Origin of the sequence: Cyanobium sp. BA5m-21 (assembly GCF_024346235.1) — a bacterium.
Taxonomy (GTDB): Bacteria; Cyanobacteriota; Cyanobacteriia; order PCC-6307; family Cyanobiaceae; genus Cyanobium_A; species Cyanobium_A usitatum.
Genome location: NZ_JAGQCO010000045.1, coordinates 1 through 17,472, shown reverse-complemented (window position 1 = coordinate 17,472; position 17,472 = coordinate 1). Strand labels below are relative to the sequence as shown.

18 protein-coding genes, 2 tRNA genes and 1 rRNA gene are annotated in these 17,472 nt (G+C 63.9%); 14 read left to right on the top strand and 7 right to left on the bottom strand.

The window, feature by feature from the left end; genetic code table 11:
* Positions 1–860: tRNA dihydrouridine synthase (locus tag KBY72_RS11770; protein WP_254993663.1), on the top strand; the 860-nt coding region annotated here is incomplete at its 5' end.
* Here the strand turns inward: KBY72_RS11770 and cobI are convergent.
* Positions 833–1,612: a precorrin-2 C(20)-methyltransferase gene (cobI, locus tag KBY72_RS11765; RefSeq protein ID WP_254993662.1), complete on the bottom strand. Its 780-nt coding sequence runs from the start codon at positions 1,610–1,612 to the stop codon at positions 833–835. The genes KBY72_RS11770 and cobI overlap by 28 nt on opposite strands.
* A 55-nt stretch (positions 1,613–1,667) precedes the next feature.
* On the opposite strand from cobI, the gene KBY72_RS11760 reads away from it, so the two are divergent.
* Entirely contained in the window at positions 1,668–2,228 is a 561-nt protein-coding gene (locus KBY72_RS11760; protein WP_254993661.1) for a 1,2-dihydroxy-3-keto-5-methylthiopentene dioxygenase, read from the top strand.
* Positions 2,229–2,274: 46 nt separating this feature from the next.
* Positions 2,275–2,793 carry a hypothetical protein gene (locus KBY72_RS11755; RefSeq protein WP_254993659.1) on the top strand — a complete coding sequence of 173 codons (519 nt, stop codon included), beginning with the start codon at positions 2,275–2,277 and terminating at the stop codon, positions 2,791–2,793.
* 15 nt (positions 2,794–2,808) lie between these two features.
* Here the strand turns inward: KBY72_RS11755 and KBY72_RS11750 are convergent, their stop codons facing one another.
* From KBY72_RS11750 to aroQ, 3 genes are read right to left on the bottom strand one after another with little or no spacing between them, the layout of a single operon-like run.
* Positions 2,809–3,711: a cation diffusion facilitator family transporter gene (locus tag KBY72_RS11750; protein WP_254993658.1), complete on the bottom strand. Its 903-nt coding sequence runs from the start codon at positions 3,709–3,711 to the stop codon at positions 2,809–2,811.
* 41 nt (positions 3,712–3,752) lie between these two features.
* The gene (locus KBY72_RS11745) at positions 3,753–4,367 is read right to left on the bottom strand and encodes a tRNA-(ms[2]io[6]A)-hydroxylase (protein ID WP_254929964.1); all 615 of its coding nucleotides are present in this window, start codon (positions 4,365–4,367) and stop codon (positions 3,753–3,755) included.
* Positions 4,367–4,807 carry a type II 3-dehydroquinate dehydratase gene (gene aroQ / locus KBY72_RS11740; protein ID WP_254993656.1) on the bottom strand — a complete coding sequence of 147 codons (441 nt, stop codon included), beginning with the start codon at positions 4,805–4,807 and terminating at the stop codon, positions 4,367–4,369. The genes KBY72_RS11745 and aroQ overlap by 1 nt, the downstream gene beginning before the upstream one ends.
* 37 nt (positions 4,808–4,844) lie before the next feature.
* On the opposite strand from aroQ, the gene KBY72_RS11735 reads away from it, so the two are divergent.
* The 7 genes from KBY72_RS11735 (at position 4,845) to KBY72_RS11705 (ending at position 11,405) form a co-directional block, all read left to right on the top strand.
* Positions 4,845–4,926 (top strand) — tRNA-Tyr (locus KBY72_RS11735).
* A gap of 10 nt (positions 4,927–4,936) precedes the next feature.
* Positions 4,937–5,008: transfer RNA gene (locus tag KBY72_RS11730), tRNA-Thr, on the top strand.
* A gap of 59 nt (positions 5,009–5,067) precedes the next feature.
* The gene (locus KBY72_RS11725; protein ID WP_254993655.1) at positions 5,068–5,664 is read left to right on the top strand and encodes a response regulator; all 597 of its coding nucleotides are present in this window, start codon (positions 5,068–5,070) and stop codon (positions 5,662–5,664) included.
* Positions 5,661–7,694: an ATP-binding protein gene (locus KBY72_RS11720; protein WP_254993653.1), complete on the top strand. Its 2,034-nt coding sequence runs from the start codon at positions 5,661–5,663 to the stop codon at positions 7,692–7,694. Before KBY72_RS11725 ends, KBY72_RS11720 begins: the two co-directional genes overlap by 4 nt.
* Positions 7,695–7,780: 86 nt before the next feature.
* On the top strand, positions 7,781–8,377 hold the full coding sequence (locus tag KBY72_RS11715; RefSeq protein ID WP_254993651.1) for a hypothetical protein: 597 nt from the start codon (positions 7,781–7,783) through the stop codon (positions 8,375–8,377).
* 104 nt (positions 8,378–8,481) lie between these two features.
* Positions 8,482–9,831, top strand: coding sequence for an aldehyde dehydrogenase family protein (locus tag KBY72_RS11710; RefSeq protein ID WP_254993665.1), 1,350 nt, complete (start codon positions 8,482–8,484; stop codon positions 9,829–9,831).
* A gap of 125 nt (positions 9,832–9,956) precedes the next feature.
* A complete protein-coding gene (locus KBY72_RS11705) occupies positions 9,957–11,405 on the top strand; it encodes a LysM peptidoglycan-binding domain-containing protein (protein ID WP_254962223.1) in 1,449 nt (482 codons plus the stop codon).
* A 40-nt stretch (positions 11,406–11,445) separates the two neighbouring features.
* On the opposite strand, the gene KBY72_RS11700 is transcribed toward KBY72_RS11705, so the two are convergent.
* Both KBY72_RS11700 and KBY72_RS11695 read right to left on the bottom strand, forming a co-directional pair.
* Complete coding sequence (locus KBY72_RS11700) at positions 11,446–12,951, bottom strand: RecQ family ATP-dependent DNA helicase (RefSeq protein ID WP_106502001.1); 1,506 nt, start codon at positions 12,949–12,951, stop codon at positions 11,446–11,448.
* Between the two features lie 62 nt (positions 12,952–13,013).
* Positions 13,014–14,054, bottom strand: coding sequence for a hypothetical protein (locus KBY72_RS11695; RefSeq protein ID WP_254942585.1), 1,041 nt, complete (start codon positions 14,052–14,054; stop codon positions 13,014–13,016).
* 150 nt (positions 14,055–14,204) lie between these two features.
* Here KBY72_RS11695 and KBY72_RS11690 point away from each other — a divergent pair, with 150 nt between their 5' ends.
* From KBY72_RS11690 to KBY72_RS11670, 4 genes are all read left to right on the top strand, one after another.
* On the top strand, positions 14,205–14,414 hold the full coding sequence (locus KBY72_RS11690) for a photosystem I reaction center subunit IV (protein WP_106502000.1): 210 nt from the start codon (positions 14,205–14,207) through the stop codon (positions 14,412–14,414).
* 108 nt (positions 14,415–14,522) lie between these two features.
* Positions 14,523–15,368, top strand: a complete 846-nt coding sequence (locus KBY72_RS11685; RefSeq protein ID WP_254993649.1) for a DNA-formamidopyrimidine glycosylase — start codon at positions 14,523–14,525, stop codon at positions 15,366–15,368.
* Positions 15,347–16,789 carry an acireductone synthase gene (gene mtnC / locus KBY72_RS14455; protein ID WP_315859551.1) on the top strand — a complete coding sequence of 481 codons (1,443 nt, stop codon included), beginning with the start codon at positions 15,347–15,349 and terminating at the stop codon, positions 16,787–16,789. The genes KBY72_RS11685 and mtnC overlap by 22 nt, the downstream gene beginning before the upstream one ends.
* Positions 16,786–17,220 (top strand): DUF4440 domain-containing protein, encoded by a 435-nt coding sequence (locus KBY72_RS11670; protein WP_254993648.1) that lies wholly within the window; start codon positions 16,786–16,788, stop codon positions 17,218–17,220. The genes mtnC and KBY72_RS11670 overlap by 4 nt, the downstream gene beginning before the upstream one ends.
* Positions 17,221–17,349: 129 nt before the next feature.
* On the opposite strand, the gene rrf is transcribed toward KBY72_RS11670, so the two are convergent.
* A 5S ribosomal RNA gene (gene rrf, locus KBY72_RS11665) occupies positions 17,350–17,466 on the bottom strand.
* Positions 17,467–17,472: the final 6 nt, after the last annotated feature.

Genomic DNA, 17,472 nt, shown 5'->3' with positions numbered 1-17,472 from the left:
AGATGGTGAACGCCACCAGCCTGGAGCTGGGCTTCGGGCTGCAGAAGGTGGAGGAGCTGGGCAGCGAGGCCGGCCCGATCGGTGTGCAGCTGTTTGATTACCGGCCCGCCGCCATGGTCGAGGCGGCCAAGCGGGCTGAGGCCGCAGGTGCCTTTCTGATCGACATCAATATGGGCTGCCCGGTGAAGAAGATCGCCAAAAAGGGCGGCGGCAGCGGCCTGATCCGCGATCCCGAGCTGGCGGCCCGCCTGGTGGCAAGCGTGGCCGCGGCCGTAGCTCTCCCGGTGACGGTGAAAACGCGGCTGGGCTGGTGCGATGGCAGCGATGCGGTGAGCTGGTGCCAGCGGCTCGAAAATGCCGGTGCCCAGCTGCTCACCCTGCACGGCCGCAGCCGCGAACAGGGCTTCAAGGGTCAGGCCGACTGGGCCGCCATCGCTGCGGTGAAGGCGGCGCTGACGATCCCGGTGATCGCCAATGGTGATGTGGATAGTCCGGCCGCTGCCAGGCGCTGCCTGGCTCAGACAGGCGCCGACGGGGTGATGGTGGGCCGGGGCAGCATGGGCTCCCCCTGGCTAGTGGGCCAGATCGATGCGGAGCTCAGCGGCAGGCCCATCCCAGCCACCCCCGGCGCCCTCGAGCGCCTCGCCCTGGCGGCGGAGCAGCTGCAGGCCCTGGTGGCGGCCAAGGGCGACCAAGGCCTGCTGATTGCCCGCAAGCACATGGGCTGGACCTGCCAGGGCTTCACCGGCGCCCCCCAACTGCGCCATGCCCTGATGCGGGCGCCCACCCCCGGCGCAGCCCTGGAGCTGCTGCAGCGAGCGGAGGCCGCTGTTCAGGGCAGCACCTCTGGCCAGCTCTGACGAATAAGCAGTAGAGAAAAGTAGGGCTGTTCATCGGCGGGCACCTCGGCCGCGGGCGCCAGTAGCTGGTCGGGCCAGCCCACCCGCTGGGCAAACAAGGCCCCTGCCAGAAGGTTGCGCTGCGCCAGCAGGGGCCGCACCCAGGCCCAGCGGTGGCCGAGCTTGAGCAGGGCCAGCACCGTGGCCGATGCCGCCGCCTCAGCCAGCAGCGCCTCGAGCTGGGCGGGATCGTCGGGGGTGGGGCGAATCAGCAGGGCGTCCTGCTGCAGGGCCAGCGGCCAGGGCAACCCCTGGGAGGAGGCAGCGGCGGCGGCGGCGGCCACCGCCGTAATGCCGGGGATCACCGCCACCGGACAGCTGGGATGGCGCTCCGCCAGGGCCAATAGGGCGTAGGAGGCGCTGGCATAGAGGGAGGCATCCCCCTCGCACAACAACACCACTGCCTGGCCAGCAGCCACTTCTGCGGCCAGGGCAGCGGCGGCGGCATGCCAGGCCTGGCGGCGCGGCTCCGCCTCGCTCACCATCGGAAACAGCAGCGGTAGGCGCCGTTGCTCGGGGCCCATCCAGGAGGCGGCGATCTGGGCCGCCATTCCCTCCGCCTCGAGCCGGGCCACCGGGTAGGCGACCACCGCCGCGGCCCCAATTGCCCGCACCGCCGCCACGGTAAGCAGCTGGGGATCACCGGGGCCAACGCCTACCACGGTGAGGCCTGCCACCGGCGCCAGGGCTTCCGGAAATTTTGCCGAAAACACGAGTGGCCTGCTGCTGCAGCCTTTCTAGGCTGGGAGGAGCCCGTGATCTAGCCCGATGACTCTTCTGCAGGTATTTGGCACCGGCCCAGCCGCATCAGCCTCGCCAAACCTCAGCAGCAGTGATCCGGCCGCAATCGCTGCCACCCTGGCGCCAATGGGCATTGGCTTTGAACGCTGGCAAGTCCAGGGCGGTTTGGCCCCGGATGCCGATCCGGCTGCGATTCTGGCCGTCTACGCCACCGAAATCGCTCGAGTGCAGACCGGCGGTTCTTACCCCACGGTGGATGCGATTCGCCTCACACCAAACCATCCCGACCGCCAGGCCCTGCGCCAAAAGTTTCTGGCCGAGCACACCCACAGCGAAGACGAGGTGCGCTTTTTCGTGGAGGGCCGTGGCCTTTTCTGCCTGCACATTGACGATGTGGTGCTGCAGCTGCTCTGTGAAGCGGGCGACTGGATTTCCGTACCCGCTGGCACGAAGCACTGGTTTGACATGGGTCCAGAACCCCATTTCTGCGCCCTGCGCTTCTTCGACAACCCCGCAGGCTGGGTGGCCGAATTTACCGGCGACCAAATCGCCGACCACTACCCCCGCCTCGACGAATTAGGCGCTTAAAAATTGTATTAGAGCTGAGAAGAAAAAGATAGGTTTTTCTCTCGAAATGACATTCCCCGCCAGCCATCTCGCCCCTACTGAGCCCGAGAGAAACAATGAAGCTGCCAGCCTGATCCGTCAAGTTGGCGATGACCTCAATTTCAGGCTGCGCCAGCTGCACAAGCAATTGTGGGAGCAGGTTCCTGATGTAGATCGCATCGCCTGCGCTCTCTACGAACCCAAAGTTCAGCGCAGCCTTGAGGTTTATAACACCCTTGTCAGCCTGACAATCTCAAACGAATTAAATTTAGCTCGCTCGATCACTACATCGACTCAGGTTGCTCGCGAATTTGCCAACCTTCGCGACTTTGAAACCGGCAATCACCTTGAGCGCACGGCTCACTACTCCCGCCTAATCGCCAGGGAGCTGGCCCCTCGCCACGACTTAATCGATGAATATATTGAGCACCTTTATTTATTTGCGCCATTGCATGACATTGGCAAGCTAGATAGCGAATGCGTTCAGGCCCTGAAGTGCCATCTCAGGGAGGTCAACACCATCCGCGACCGGTTCATAGACAGCTGAGCTAAAGCTCCGTACTTAATGAAGATGGTCAGGCTCTAACTGCAGGGTCGAATGATCGATGCCCAGCTGGGCCAACTCAGCTTTTGCTCTATGCAGCAGGGCCATGTCGTCCACCTGCTGGGGATCGCGCAGGAGGTGCGCCGTCAGGGCCGTTTGGGAGGTGCTCATGCCCCAAATATGAATGTGATGCACCGCCGCCACCCCTGGCAGCTCGGCCAAGGTGCGTTCCACCGCGTCTCGATCGATGCCTGGCGGGATCCCGTCGAGGCTCACCAGCACCGACTGACGCAGCAGGGTCCAGCCGGTCCAGGCCACGGCCAAACCCACGCCAATACCGGTGAAGGGATCAAGCCAGTGGATGCCGGTGAACTGAATCAACAGGGCGCTGACCAGCACCGCAGCACTCACCGCCGCATCGGTGAGCAAGTGCACCACCGCAGCTCGGCGGTTGAGATCGTGGGTGTGGTTGTGGCCAAACAAAAAGGCCGAGCCCAGGTTCACCGCGATGCCCAACAGGGCTGCCACCGCCACCGGGCCAGGGGTTAGCTCCACCGGCTTGGCCAGTCTTTGCACGCCCTCAACGATCACAACGGCGGATGCCATCAAGATCAAGGCCGCGTTGATCATCGAAGCCAGCTGGGTGCTGCGGCCAAATCCGTAGGTGAATTGCCTGTTGGCGGGCAGGGCGCTGAGGCGCTCAGCCCCCCAGCCCAGCAGCAACCCCGCCACATCGCCGAGGTTGTGCAGGGCATCGCCGATCAGGGCCAAAGAGCCAAAGCCGATGCCAATGGCCAGCTGCAAAGCGGAGAGGCCGCTGTTGAGCAGCACACTCCAGCGAAAGGCCGCCGGATTGCCATCTCGATGTTCGTGCTGGATGTGGCGTGGCAACCGCTGGCGGCCCACCGCTGGATGGCTCATAAGCCTTTTGTAATTCAGATGGGCGGTGCTGTCTGCCGAAGTCAGCTCACCAAATCAATCCCCACCGAGTGCATGCGCACCTGGTCTGCGGAGGCGAGATCGCCTGTGAGGGCAGCGACTTCCGCCGCCGCCAGCTCCTCCAGCCGCTCCACAGTGGCCTGGCGGCCATAGCGCACTTCGCAGAGCACCCAGTAGAGGCCGAAATGGCGCGCTTCGCTGGCCAGCAGCTCTCCATACAGCGCCCGCAGCTCGGCATCGGTGCTATGGGCCGCCAGCAGGGCCATGCGCTCATGGCTGCGGGCCTCAATCAAGCCAGCCACCAAAAAAGAATCGAGCATGCGCTGAGGTTCGCCCTTGCGCACCTGGGCCGTGAGGGCCGAGCCGTAGGCCGGGGCCGGCAAGGGGCGCAGGGCTGCGCCGCGCCGTTGCAGCAGCTGCAGCACCTGCTCGAAGTGCTCCAACTCCTCACGTGCCAGAGGGCTAAGGGCGGCCGCCAAGCCAACCTCGCTTGGATAACGGAACATCAGCTGCAGGGCTACGCCAGCAGCCTTGCGCTCGCAGTGGGCGTGGTCAATCAACAGCAGCTCTGGCTGGGCAATCGCCTGCTCCAGCCAGGCGGGGCTGGTGGGGGCTGCCAGCCACTTCACCCGGGCCATCAAGGCTGGGCTCGCAGGTGAGCCACCAGGCCCTCCAGGGCCAGGGTGTAGCTGAGCGGCCCAAAGCCACAGATCACGCCCACAGCCTTATCGGCCAGGGTGGAATGGTGCCGAAATGGCTCGCGGGCGTGGGTGTTGCTCAAGTGCAATTCCACGAAGGGAATCGCCACCCCCAGCAGGGCATCGCGCAGGGCAATTGAGCTGTGGGTGTAAGCGCCGGCATTGATCAAAATGCCATCCACGCTGCCGCGGCCCTCGTGGATGCGATCCATAAGGGCGCCTTCATGGTTGCTCTGAAAGCAGCTGATCGTCGCCCCCAGGGCCTGGGCGCGACTCTCCAGCTCAGAGTTGACCTGATCAAGGGTCTTACTGCCATAAACACCCGGCTCGCGGGTACCCAGCAGGTTGAGATTGGGACCGTGGAGAGCGAGCAGCTGCATGGAGAAGGTCGGCTGGTAAGTTCTTCGGGTGTGGTTCGGGTCGGTGCCCGAGTGGTTAATGGGGGCGGACTGTAAATCCGCTGGCTCTGCCTACGTTGGTTCAAATCCAACCCGGCCCACCTTCCACATGCCCTTGTAGCTCAGTGGTAGAGCACTCCCTTGGTAAGGGAGAGGTCACGAGTTCAAATCTCGTCAAGGGCTTACAAAAAGAGGGGCTGGCACCGCTCCTCAAGCAAGATTGGACCATCGGCTTCACCTGGGTGACCCTCCGCTGCCTGATCGTGGAAGACCAGGTCATGTTCCTGCAGCTGCTTTACAAAATGCTGCAGGGGCTGCCTGGGTTGGAGGTGGTGGGTTCCGCCACAAATTGCCATGCCGGCTTTGAAGCCTGTCGCAAACTCCGCCCAGATGCCCTGATCCTCGATCTGGCCCTGCCCGATGGCGATGGCCTGGGGGTGGCCCGCTTCTTGCGGCTGCTCCGACCCGAGGCGAAGGCGCTGGTGCTCTCGGCCCAGGCCAGCAGCTTTGTGTGCCCGGAAGAGCTCGAAGCGATGCTGGTGGGGGTGGTGGATAAAACCTCCACCTACGAAACCCTGCGCAATATGATCGAGGCCGCCCTGCTGCAGGAGACGCCCCAGGACGCCGAACCAAACGGGCCAGTGGCGGCGCTCACCCCACGCCAGCGGCAGATCTTCAGCCTGATTGGCCAGGGCCTCAGCAATAAGGCGATCGCCCACGCCACCGGGCTGGCAGTTGCCACGGTGGAAACCCACCGCAAGGCCATTGCTCGCCGCCTTAACTGCAGCGGAGCTGAGTTGGTGCGCCGGGCAGCCCTGGATCTGGGCCCGGTGCCATGAGGGGTAGGGGACTGCGCAACCGAATCGTCTGGGCGACGAGTTTGCAGCTGCTGCTGGTGAGTGGGGCGGTGGGCGGCTTGGCCTATTTCAGCGGCCAACGCGGTGGCTTTGGCCTGGCCGAGGCCTACCGCCAGCAAGACGCCATCACCGACCTTTCGGAGCAGCTCTCGGGCCGCCTGGCGGCACCGCAGCTGATCAACAGCCTCAACGTGCTAGCCATCCAGCAGGGCCAGCTCTCGTTAAACGACTTCGACGCCATGGCGCAGCGCTTCTGGAGTCAGATGCAGCTCTTCCCCGTGGGCTACATCAACTACGGCAGCGTTCGAGGGGAATTCCTCGGGGTGGAAAGGCTCGACAGCGGCGCCTTTGTGATCAACGAAGACGCGTTCGCCAGCCCCCTCGGCAAGGGCAAGATGGGCGTCTACGCCATGGGAGCAAAGGGACAACGGGGCGCCCTGCTGGAGTCAATTCCTGGCATGACCGACAGCCACGAGGAGGCCTGGTACGTGGAAACGGTGAAGGCCGGCCAGCCCACCTGGAGCTCGATCTACCAGTGGGAAGACAAGCCCGAGGTGCTGGCGATTGCCTTTAATCAACCCCTCTACGGCCCTGGGCGCCAACTGCTCGGCGTCATCGGCGTCGACTTCGTACTCAGCGAGCTCAACACCTGGCTTGAGGAAGTCTGGAAAGACAGAAATAGTTTCGCCCTGATTGTGGAACGAAACGGCATGGTCGTGGCCAGCTCCCGGCCTGGCCTGACCAGCACAGGCACGGGCTCCACAACCAAACGCGTGCGGCTGGACCAACTGCCCGATCCCCTGGTGCAGGCCACCAACCGCCGCCTGCAGAAGCTGGGTGGCCTCGCTGCCCCCAGCTCCCTAGCCAGCACCCAGACCGTGCAATACAGGGGCAACACCTACCTGGTAGGCCTCCATTCCTGGGGCCAGGCGGAGAAGCTCGACTGGCTGCTGATCACAGCCCTGCGCTCAGATCAGATCGTGCAGGCCAGTCAGCGCCATGCCCTGATCGCCCTGCTGCTGATCCTGGGGGCGGTAGCCACCGCGGTGGTGGTGACGATCCGGGTGAGCGACTGGCTGCTGGCGCCGCTAGAGCTGCTGCGCCGGCGCTGCCAGAGCGCCTCCGAGCAGGTGGGCCAGGGGGACGCAAATCTTGTATTTGAAGCAGGGCTGCCCAAGGGCAGCGCCAGAGAAATTGAGGCCGTTTCCCAGGCGTTCGGAGCCCTGGTAGAGCGGTTAACCCAGGCCCGGCGACAACTCGCTGAAGCCATCGAGCGGGAGCGACTCAAGGACGCCCAGACCGTGTTGGTGCTGGAAGACAAGCTCAAAAGCAGCCTGCAGGCCGCAGCCGTGGCCCACGAAATCAACCTGCCCCTCAGCACCCTGCTACTAAACAGCAAATTGCTGCTGGACCAGCAAGAAGCTCCCCTGTCCACCAACCTGAACGAGCATCTCCAGGCGATCGCCAGCAACGCCGATGAGGTCGTAACGACGATTGAAAAGATGCGCAGCCTGCTGCGCAACGTGCAGACCCACCAGCGGCGACTCAACCTGGCCAACGTGGCCCGCAGCGCCCTGCTCTACGCAGGCCCGAGCCTCAAGGCCGCAGGCATCACGGTGCAGCGCGAGGGCCTCGAAACCAGCCTGGCGGTGCTGGGGGATGCGGCCCAGATCCAGATCGCAGTGGTAAACCTGCTGCGCAATGCCCTTGAAGCGCTGAAGACAGCAGCCCTTACTGCAGCCACCCCCGCCACCATTGCGGTGCGGCTGCAAAGCGAAGGCGACACCGTTGTGCTCAGCGTGGCCGACAACGGCCCGGGGTTCCAGGCACCGCAAACGGCCCTGGCACCCCTGGGAACGAGCAAGGCCAATGGCAGTGGCCTTGGCTTGTTTGTGGTGCAGACCACCATGGAAAACCATCGCGGCTCCCTGGCCATTGGCCGCTCCACCCTGGGCGGGGCCGAAGTGCGACTGATTTTTCCCGCCGCTCCGGCCCTGCCTATTACCCAATAGGGGGCAGGAGGCTACCCAATAGGGGGTAGGAGTCGATCGGTGGGCGTGCACAAATCCATAAGGTCACTGCTCTGCGCAGCAGAAGAATGCGCGACGTCCTGCTAAACGGATTGCCAGTTCTGGATCTGCTGGAGATCACTGCCAGCACTTCAGTTGTGGCGGCCCTGACCAACTGCGACCAAAGCTCCGTTTCGCGCCTGCACCGCCGCGTCAGCGATCAGCTCGGACTGGATTTCCGCAAAACCAACGGCCACTACCGGGCCCACGCCAACCACGCCGTTTTGGGCTCCCTGCGGCAAGCCTCCCAGCTGCTGCGCCTCGGCCGGGGCCAGCTGCAGCTGCAGTGGCAGGGCACCCCCCGGAATGTCCAGGCTCTCCTATCGATCGGCGACCGCGCCCTGGAGCTGGTGCACGAGCGGGTGCTGGATCTGGCCGTGGTCAACGGCCTCGATACCCTGCCGCCGGGCTGGGAGGACAGCCGCAAACCCTTTGCCTTCTTCGATCGGATAGCCATTGGTCTGGTGCGTTACCCAATCCAGCCCAGCTGCAGCGGCACCAACCTCGATGCGGTGGTGCTGCGCCGGGAGCATTTGGAGCAGCCGGCCATGCAGGCCTTGATCAGCCAAATCCGCGCCGTTTACCTGCGGGAGTACGCGCAATTATCTGAGCTGGCCTGGCTCTAAGCAGCCGAAGTGTCATCCAATTTGCCAGCTTGGGCTGAAACGCGGCCTGCCCCTTGACCTCCGCCCCAAGCGCCACACCGCTCCTGGCCACGCCGATTGCGGCGATGCGAGCAGCCGTCAGCACGGGGCTCACCCGCAGCCTGGCCTGGCGGCTGGAGCAGCTAGATCGCCTGGAAGGCCTGCTGCGCGATCAGGAGGCGGCAGTGCTCGAAGCCTTGGCGGCCGACCTAGGCAAACCGCCCCTCGAGGCCACCTTTGAGCTGATAGCGGTGCGTCAGGAGCTGACCCTCACCCGGCGTCAGCTGAAGCGCTGGATGGCACCGCGGCCGATTGGGCTGGATCTGGCCCTGCGGCCCGGCCAGGCCTGGGTGCAAACCGAACCTCTGGGCTGCGTGTTGATCATCGGCCCCTGGAACTACCCATTCCATCTCTGCCTGCACCCCCTGGTGAGCGCCCTGGCGGCGGGCAACACGGCCGTGCTCAAGCCCTCAGAACATGCTCCCCACATCTCCGCACTCCTGGCCCGCTGCCTACCCCTGGCCTTTCCAGCCGAGGTGGTGCAGGTGGTCACCGGCGATGGGGCCGTGGCAGCCGAGTTGCTGGAGCAGCAGTTTGACCACATCTTTTTCACTGGCGGCGGCCGGGTGGGCCGGCTGGTGATGGCCGCCGCCGCCCGCCATCTCACCCCCGTGACCCTGGAGCTGGGCGGCAAGAGTCCGGCGATCGTGCTTGCCGATGCCGACATCGCCACCAGCGCCAAGCGCCTGGCCTGGGGCAAGGGTCTCAATGCTGGTCAAACCTGCATCGCTCCCGACCACCTGCTGGTGCAACCAGCCGTGCGGGAAGCGCTAGTGGCAGCTATCACCGCCGAATGGCAACGCTTCTATGGCAGCGATCCCCTCGCCAGCGAGGACATGGGCTGCATCGTCAATGAAGTCCAGTTCCAGCGGCTGGAGGCCCTGCTGGCGGGGGCCCGCAGCCGCGGCCAGGTGCTGGCGGGGGGGCGCAGCGATCCCAGCCGCCGGCGCATCGAACCCACCTTGGTAGCAATCGAATCCGGCGACGATCCGCTGATGCAGGAGGAGCTATTTGGCCCAATCCTGCCCGTGCTGGCAGTAGCCAACCTGGAAGCGGCCCTGGCCGAGGTGAGGGCAAGGCCCAAGCCCCTTGCTCTCTATTTGTTTAGCCACGATCGAGCCGCCCAGCAGCGCACCCTGGACACCACCAGCTCGGGTGGCGTCTGCTTCAACGATGTAGTGATGCAGGCGGGTGCGGCGGCCCTGCCCTTAGGCGGCGTCGGCGAAAGCGGCATGGGCAGCTACCACGGCGAGGCTGGCTTTCTAACCTTTTCGCACCGGCGCACGGTGCTGAGGCGCCCCTTCTGGCTGGATCTGCCCTTCCGCTACCCCCCCTATGCGGGCAAGTTGGCCCTGGTTAAGCGGCTGCTGGGCTAACTGGTGCACGGCGATGGGGGGGGCGAAGGCAGGGCGATCAGAAGCTTTGATGCGCCGAAAGCAATCCGGGGACTGGATGGGACGAGGCAACGCCCTTAACGTTCCCGTACCTACACGTGGTGCCGATGCGTCGCTCACTTGCCGCCCTGGCCCTAGCGATGGTGTTGCCCTTCCCGGGTCTGGCCCCTGCGGCAGCCCTGGCAAACGTGGTGGTAAAGCCAGGCGAAACCCTCTCGGAAATTGCCGACCGCCACGGCGTCAGCCTCACCCGACTGATGCAGGCCAATGGCATCACCAACCCCAACCTGGTGGTGGCGGGCCAGAGCTTGCGGCTCCCAGGCAGTAGCGCCGCTGGCGCTGGGAGCTCCAGGGGCGCCAGTGTCACCGTCCAGCCCGGAGATACCCTCTCCGACATCGCCGATCGCCAGGGGATCAGCCTCAACCAGTTGATGCAGGCCAACGGCATCACCAACCCCGACATGGTGGTAGCAGGCCAAAAGCTGGTGCTACCTGGATCTCGCCGGGCAACTGCCGCCGCCTCTCCCCGCGAGCTGCCCACCGCCCCTTACACGGTGAAAAGTGGTGAAACCATCTCAGAAATCGCCGATCGCTTTGGCACGAGCACTGAGCGCCTGATTCAGTTAAACGGGATCAGCAATCCAAATCTGGTGGTGGCGGGAACACGCCTGGCCATCCCTGGGCGTCCGTCCTCATCGGCCGCCCCCCGCAGCACAGCGGCCCCGCGCAACGCCAAGGAACACGTGGTGCGCAGCGGTGAGAGTCTCTCCACCATCGCCGACAGCTATGGGCTGCCGGTTGAGCGGCTGGTTGCCATCAACAAAATCGATGACCCCGATCTGGTGATGTCCGGCGCCCGCCTGAAACTGCAGGCCCCGCCTCCGGTGAAGGCCACTCCAAAGCCAGCCACTCCAAAGCCCGCCGCCGCCCAAGCCAAACCGCAGACCAAACCCAATCCCAAGCCGGTGGCAACTGCAACTGCAGTGGCAACGCCAGTGGCCGTGAAAACGCCAGCACCCAAACCCACTCCCCGGCCCACACCCTCCGTTCAGCAGCCCATACAACAGGCCATACAACAACCTGTTCAACAAGCTGTTCAACAGCCAGTGCAAAAGGCTGCTGAGAGGGCTGTACAACCCGCAGTACAACCAGTCGTACAAGCGGCGGTCCAACCGAAAATCCAACCCACTCCGAAGCCCTCCCCAGTCGTTGCCACGCCGATCGCCAAAGCCTCAACCACTTCGACTACCGCAACCACCTCCCCCGCCAGCCGGCCGAGCACTGGCAGCAAGCCCAGCAGCAGCAAGCCTCAGGGTCCCGACTGGCGCAGCTACGGCCCGCTGCAGGTGGACTGGGCCAACTGGCAGCCCATGGGGGGCAGTTTTGTAGCCCCAACCCTTAATAGCGATGGCAAGCCCGTTTATTTGGCAGTCAACTGCGGAGCCCGCAAGCTCAATGCCACCAGCCAATCAGGCCAATGGAAAAGCTGGGATGCACCCCAGAGCGACTTTGAGGAGCAGCTAATCAGCGATATCTGCAAAGCCCGGGCCAGCTAATCCAACCGGCTAGCCAAGCACCACCAATCAGGCTGCCCAGTCAGGCAGCCCAGTGAAGTGGCCAGGGCTGGCGCACGTAGCGCCGGCCCGAGGCGCGCAGATAGAGACGCTGGGCGCCGTCATCGCTTTCGCTGAGCAATTCCTCCTGGGCCAGCCGCCGCAGCAGCCACCCCCAGCTCGCTTCTTGCTGCTGTCGCTGCTCAACCGACACGGCGGATGCGAGCTCCTCAGCCAGGTTGCGTAGATCGCGGCCGGGACGAAGCTCCAGCACCTCCAGCGCCTGGTGCGCCTCAACAGACCAATCCCGACTTTCACGGGGACTACGGCAGTTATCGCAACGGCCGCAGGCGGCCGCCAGTTCCCCTACGGCCAGCAGCAGCGCCTGCTCCCGGCAACCCTCGCCCTCCGCCACCGCTTCCATCCGCCGCAATTGTTGCTGGGCCAGCTCCAGCCGTTGCTGGTCCTGCTGGCGCTGGGCCCCCACGCCCCGAATTGCCCAGCCCAAGCTGGTGCGATCAGCCGAGTCGTAGAGCACCAGACAGCGCGCCAGTTCCCCATCCCGGCCGGCCCGGCCCGATTCCTGCAGATAACCCTCCGGACTGGCCGGCAGGTCCAGGTGCAGCACTAGTCCCACATCCGATCGGTCCACTCCCATGCCGAAGGCCACGGTGGCCACCAGCACCGGCCGCGGCTGCAGCTGGAAATGCTCCAGGGCCAGCTGGCGGCTTTCGGGGTCCATGCCGGCGTGATAGGCGATCGCCTCCACCCCGACCCCTGTCAAGCGAGCCGCCCATTGCTCCACCGAGCGGCGGGTGCGCGCATAGATCAGCACGGCGCCCCGGGATGCCCCCAGCTCCGCCAGCACCAAGGGCAGGGGATCGGGCGGGCGCACCTGCATGCCATACACCAGGTTGGTGCGGCGGGCCGAACGCACCTGGATCAGCGGTCGCCGCAGCTGCAGCAGGCGAATGATGTCGGCGCGCACCTGGGGGGCTGCGGTGGCGCTGAGCGCCACTAGGGGCACCCCGGGGCACTGAGCCCGCAATTGGCCTAGGCGGCGGTAATCGGGGCGGAAATCATGGCCCCAGGCGCTGATGCAGTGGGCCTCGTCCACCGCAAGCGCCACCAGCTGGCCGCTCTCCAGAACGTCGTCGAGCAGCTGGCGGGTGGCTTCCCCCTGCAGCCGCTCCGGGGCCAGATAAAGCAGCCGCAGCCTGTGATCGCGCAGCCGCTGCAGCAGCTGGCGCCGCTCCGGCAAGGCCAGGCCGCCATGCAGGCAGGCGGCAGGGATGCCTCGGCGTTGCAACTGGCTCACCTGGTCCTGCATCAGGGCAACCAGGGGTGAAATCACCAGCACCAGCCCACCACGCACCAAGGCGGGCAGCTGATAGCAAAGCGACTTGCCACCGCCGGTGGGCAGCACGGCCAGGCAGTCCTGGCCGGCCAGCAGGGCCTCCACCACCGGCCGCTGACCGGGACGGAAATCGGACCAGCCAAAATGGCGCTCCAGGGCCAGCGCCAGGGGATCAGCGGGGCCAGAAGGCAATTGGGCCCTACCCGTAGTGCTCACTGACCATAGCGACCACCAGATGCGGTGCTAGGGGCCGGTCATGGCAGGGGTGGTGGCGGTAGCTGCTCCGGTGACTCCTCCACTAGTTGCAAGCGCACCCGCTTGCCCCCCGCCAACTCCCCCAGGGACACCCGCAGGGTGCTGCCGCTGAGCGACTGCAAGGCAGTGAGCAGTTCGCGCAGGTGGGGCGTGCTGCTGCCGCTCTCCACCCAGAGGCGCTCCTGCAGGCCCCCGAGCCGCCGCCAGCTGGTGTGCAGCTTCAGCACGGCACTCTCAAGGGCCTGGGCCTGGCCCACCGCATCGGCCAGCAAGCCCAGGGCATCGAGTCGTTGAGCCTCCTGCAGCGCCTTCTCGAAATCCAGCTCCCCCTGCTGAAAAGCCCGCACCGCCAGAGCTGCCTCCGCCGCCTTGCTCAACCAACGGGCCGTGCAGGTCACCTCCTTGACTCGCTCCAGCTCCGGCTCCTCACGCAACACCTTGCGCAGGTCCTCCTGCTGGTCTTCTGGCAACTTGGCCAGCTCCTTCACCAGTGGAGCCACAGCCCGCGGTGGCAGGAGATTGTCAGCTGTGCGCTGGCGGATCTCCTCGGGCAAAAGGGGGCTGGTGGCGGCTGTGAACTCATCACTAAGACGGCGCACTTGCTTGCGGGTGATCTGCTGACCCTCATTGGCCGCCTCGCTGATCATCTGCTGCACCTCCGGGTCGGCCTGGGCAGTCTCCAGAAAGGCCCGCTTCGAAAAGTTGTTGACGCTGGTTTCCTCAAGCAGGCCGCCACCCACCAAGCTCTCAGCCGACTCAGCCAGCTGGATCAAGGTGTAAGCACGGGTCTTGCTGATTTCCCGCTCCCGCAGCCACTGCAGGAAGCCCGTGCCTCGCCCTTCGCCGCCGCGCTTCTCCCGGTCCCGCACCGCCGCCAAAATCCGCCCGCGCCAGATTTCGGTCTGCAGGTCAAAGCGGTCGCACACGGCCCAGGCTTCTTCAAGCCTGGCCAGAAATTCCATCGTGCTGATGGTGTCGCTTTCGGGGTCGGGCAGCTCGAGGTTGAGCACCGGCGGCGCCGGGACCTCCATCGGGTCCATGGCCATGGGAAAGGACGGGCTGCTGTGCTGTCGATGGTGCCATGGGCAGCCAACGTCTCACCAAGGGCGACGAATCGTGACGCCCTTGGTGAAGCCCACCTCCTGCGCGGGTATCTTCGCTCTGGCAGCCACCCGATCTAAAGCGCAGCGATGGCAATCTCCCGCGGCGACAAGGTGCGCATCAAGCGCCCCGAGTCTTACTGGTTCAACGAAGTCGGCACCGTCGCTTCGATCGACACTTCCGGCATCCGCTACCCCGTGGTGGTTCGCTTTGAGAAGGTGAACTACAACGGCTACAGCGGCTCTGAAGGCGGCATCAACACCAACAACTTCGCCGAGAGCGAACTCCAAAAGGCCTGAACCGCATCAGCCTCTTGGGATCAAAGTTCCAGGACCATCTCCTGGCCTCTCTAAAGCCCGTACAACTTTTGGTTGCGCGGGCATTTTGCTGGGCAAGCGCCTAAGGCAATGCCAGAATTACCTGAAGTTGAAACCGTACGGCGGGGTCTCGAGCAGCAGACCCAAGGCTTTGAGATCAGCAGGGTTGAGGTACACCGGGCTAGGGCCATAGCCAGCCCGGTCAACCCCGCTGCATTCGCTGCGGCTTTGTGCGGGTGCCGAGTTGGCACCTGGTCTCGACGTGGCAAATATCTGATGAGCCAGCTCAGTCGAGGGGGGGAGGAGGCTGGCAGCTGGGGCGTGCATTTGCGCATGACCGGCCAATTCCTTTGGCTGGAAACCCCGAAACCGGCCTGCTCCCACACCCGCGTGCAACTGTTTGCTGCCAGCAATCAGGAGCTGCGGTTCGTAGACACCCGCAGCTTCGGCCAGATGTGGTGGGTACCTCCCGGCGCACCGTTGGACTCGGTAATCACGGGCCTGGGGCGACTGGGCCCCGAACCGTTCAGCCCAGCCTTCAACGCGGCCTACCTGGCCGAGCGGCTGCGGGGCTCGAAGCGGCCAATCAAAAATGCCCTACTGGATCAGGCGCTTGTGGCGGGGGTGGGCAACATCTACGCCGATGAGTCCCTGTTTGCTGCAGGTATTCGACCTGCCACCACCAGCGGCAGCCTTGGCGTCTCGCAGCTGGAGCGCCTGCGACAGGCGCTAGTGGAGGTGCTTGAAACCAGCATCGGCGCCGGCGGCACAACCTTCAGTGACTTCCGCGACCTCAAGGGCAACAACGGCAATTACGGTGGCGTGGCCTGGGTCTACAGGCGTGGTGGCGAACCCTGCCGCCGCTGCCACACCCCCATTCAACGCGAGAAACTCGGCGGGCGGAGCAGCCACTGGTGCCCGAGCTGCCAGCATTGAACCAACCGCAAGCTTGCGTGGAAACCGCCGCATCACAAACTGCCGAGTTAGCGCAACAGCTCAGCGCGACGATGGCCGCAATTCATCGCCGCGGTTGGTGCGATGGCACGGGAGGGAACTTCAGCTGCGTTCTGCGGTGGCAGCCGCTGGAGCTGCTGATGGCTCCTAGTGGGGTGGATAAGGGCAGCGTTGCCCCAGAGCAGCTGATCGTGGTCGATGCTGCTGGGGCGGTGCTGAAAGGCACCGGGCGGGCCAGCGCCGAAACCGCCCTGCACCTAGCCCTTGTGGAGACCTGTGGAGCCGGTGCGGTGCTGCACACCCATTCCCAAGCCGGCACCCTGCTGTCCCAGCACTACGCACCCACCAAAGCAGGGGCTGCCTTCCTTGTGCTGCAAGACCTGGAGATGCTTAAAGGACTTGAAGGTGTCGCCACCCATGCCACCAGCGTCTCAATTCCAGTGCTGGGTAACGATCAGGATCTGGAACGACTGCGCAGCAACGCGGAACCGCACCTCGCGGCAGCGCCCTATGGGCTACTGATAGCGGGGCATGGCCTCTATGCCTGGGGCAAAGATCTGACAACAGCTCGAAGACATCTCGAGATTCTGGAGTTTCTGCTGGAGCAACACTGGCGCCAACTATTGCTTCAGGGGCTAAGCGGCAGGCAGCACGGCAGGGCAGTTGTGCAACGGCATGGCGTGAGCAATGTGTTGCTTGACATTGAGGGCACTACCTGTCCGGTGAGCTTTGTTTCAGACACCCTTTTCCCCTATGCGGCTGAACATCTCGGCAGCTTTTTGAACGAACAACACAAGGACCCGCAGGTTCAAGAGTTGCTAGAAGAAGTAGAAAAAGCCTGGGCGGAAGATCCAGACCCCGAAGCTCAGTCAATGCGGCAGCAGGGCCAATCAGAGGGGAGGGACTGTGTTTTGAAGTACCTGCGTTGGCTGATCAAGATGGATCGCAAGCTCGCGCCACTGAAAGAGCTGCAGGGGATGATCTGGGAAATTGGCTATCAGATCGGCAAACTTCAGGGTCCGCTTTTTGAAGATGTACCAGGCGCTCTGCGGCAGTGGCATGCAGCAGGACTTCAATTGGCTGTCTATTCGTCTGGATCAGTTGGAGCCCAACAGCTGATTTACAGATACAGCAGTGGTGGAGATCTCAGGGAGATGTTTGGGGACTGGTTTGACACCCGCGTGGGCAGCAAGCGTGATCAAAGCAGCTACAGAAAGATTGCCGAGTCGCTTGATGTTGCCAGCCACCAAATATTGTTCATAAGCGACACCCTGGCCGAATGCGAGTCGGCGGCTGCGAGCGGCATGCAGGTGCTGCTAAGCATCCGCCCAGGCAATCAGGCACAAGCGGTGAGTCGATTTGAGAGGATCAGCTCATTCCAAGACCTGGAGCTAAACCCATGAACCAAGGCGATAAGGAAATTGATGCCAAAGCCGGGACACCGCAGACAAACGAGCAGCAGTTGATCTGCCTCAACCAAAACCTGCTTGAAAGTGTAGTAAGCGGTGATTGGCTCACCTATTCGAGCCATTGCAGCTTGGACCTCACCTGTTTCGAAGCGGAGACCAATGGAATCCTCGCAGAGGGTCTTTCCTTCCATCAATTCTATTTCGACCTACCAGCAGCAGCGACAAGCAGCCCTTCCGCTCCCATACAGGTGAGCATGGCAAGACCACACATTCGCTGGATCAGCCCCGACGCTGCCGTATTGAGCTACACCCGTCTCACCCAGAAGATGGTCGACGGAGCAGCGGTTACTTCTAGCTGCTGCGAGACGCGTGTTTGGCAGAGAATCGATGGCACCTGGAAACACGTCCACGTGCATCGTTCCTGAAAGTCATTTAATCACCAAGCCCCACCAAGAAGCTTAACCAACAAAAAAGCCACCCCTTCGGGTGGCTTTTGAGTAAACCGCCCCATCCTCTTTCAAGAAGATGGGGCAATTTATTTGGATGAATGTTTTACCTGGCATCGAGCTATTTTCTCAGGGGGCTGCCCCCCAAATATCGTTGCCGCTGCAGCGTTTCACAGCCGAGTTCGAGATGGATCGGAGTGGTTCCACTGCGCCATGGACACCAGGATAGTA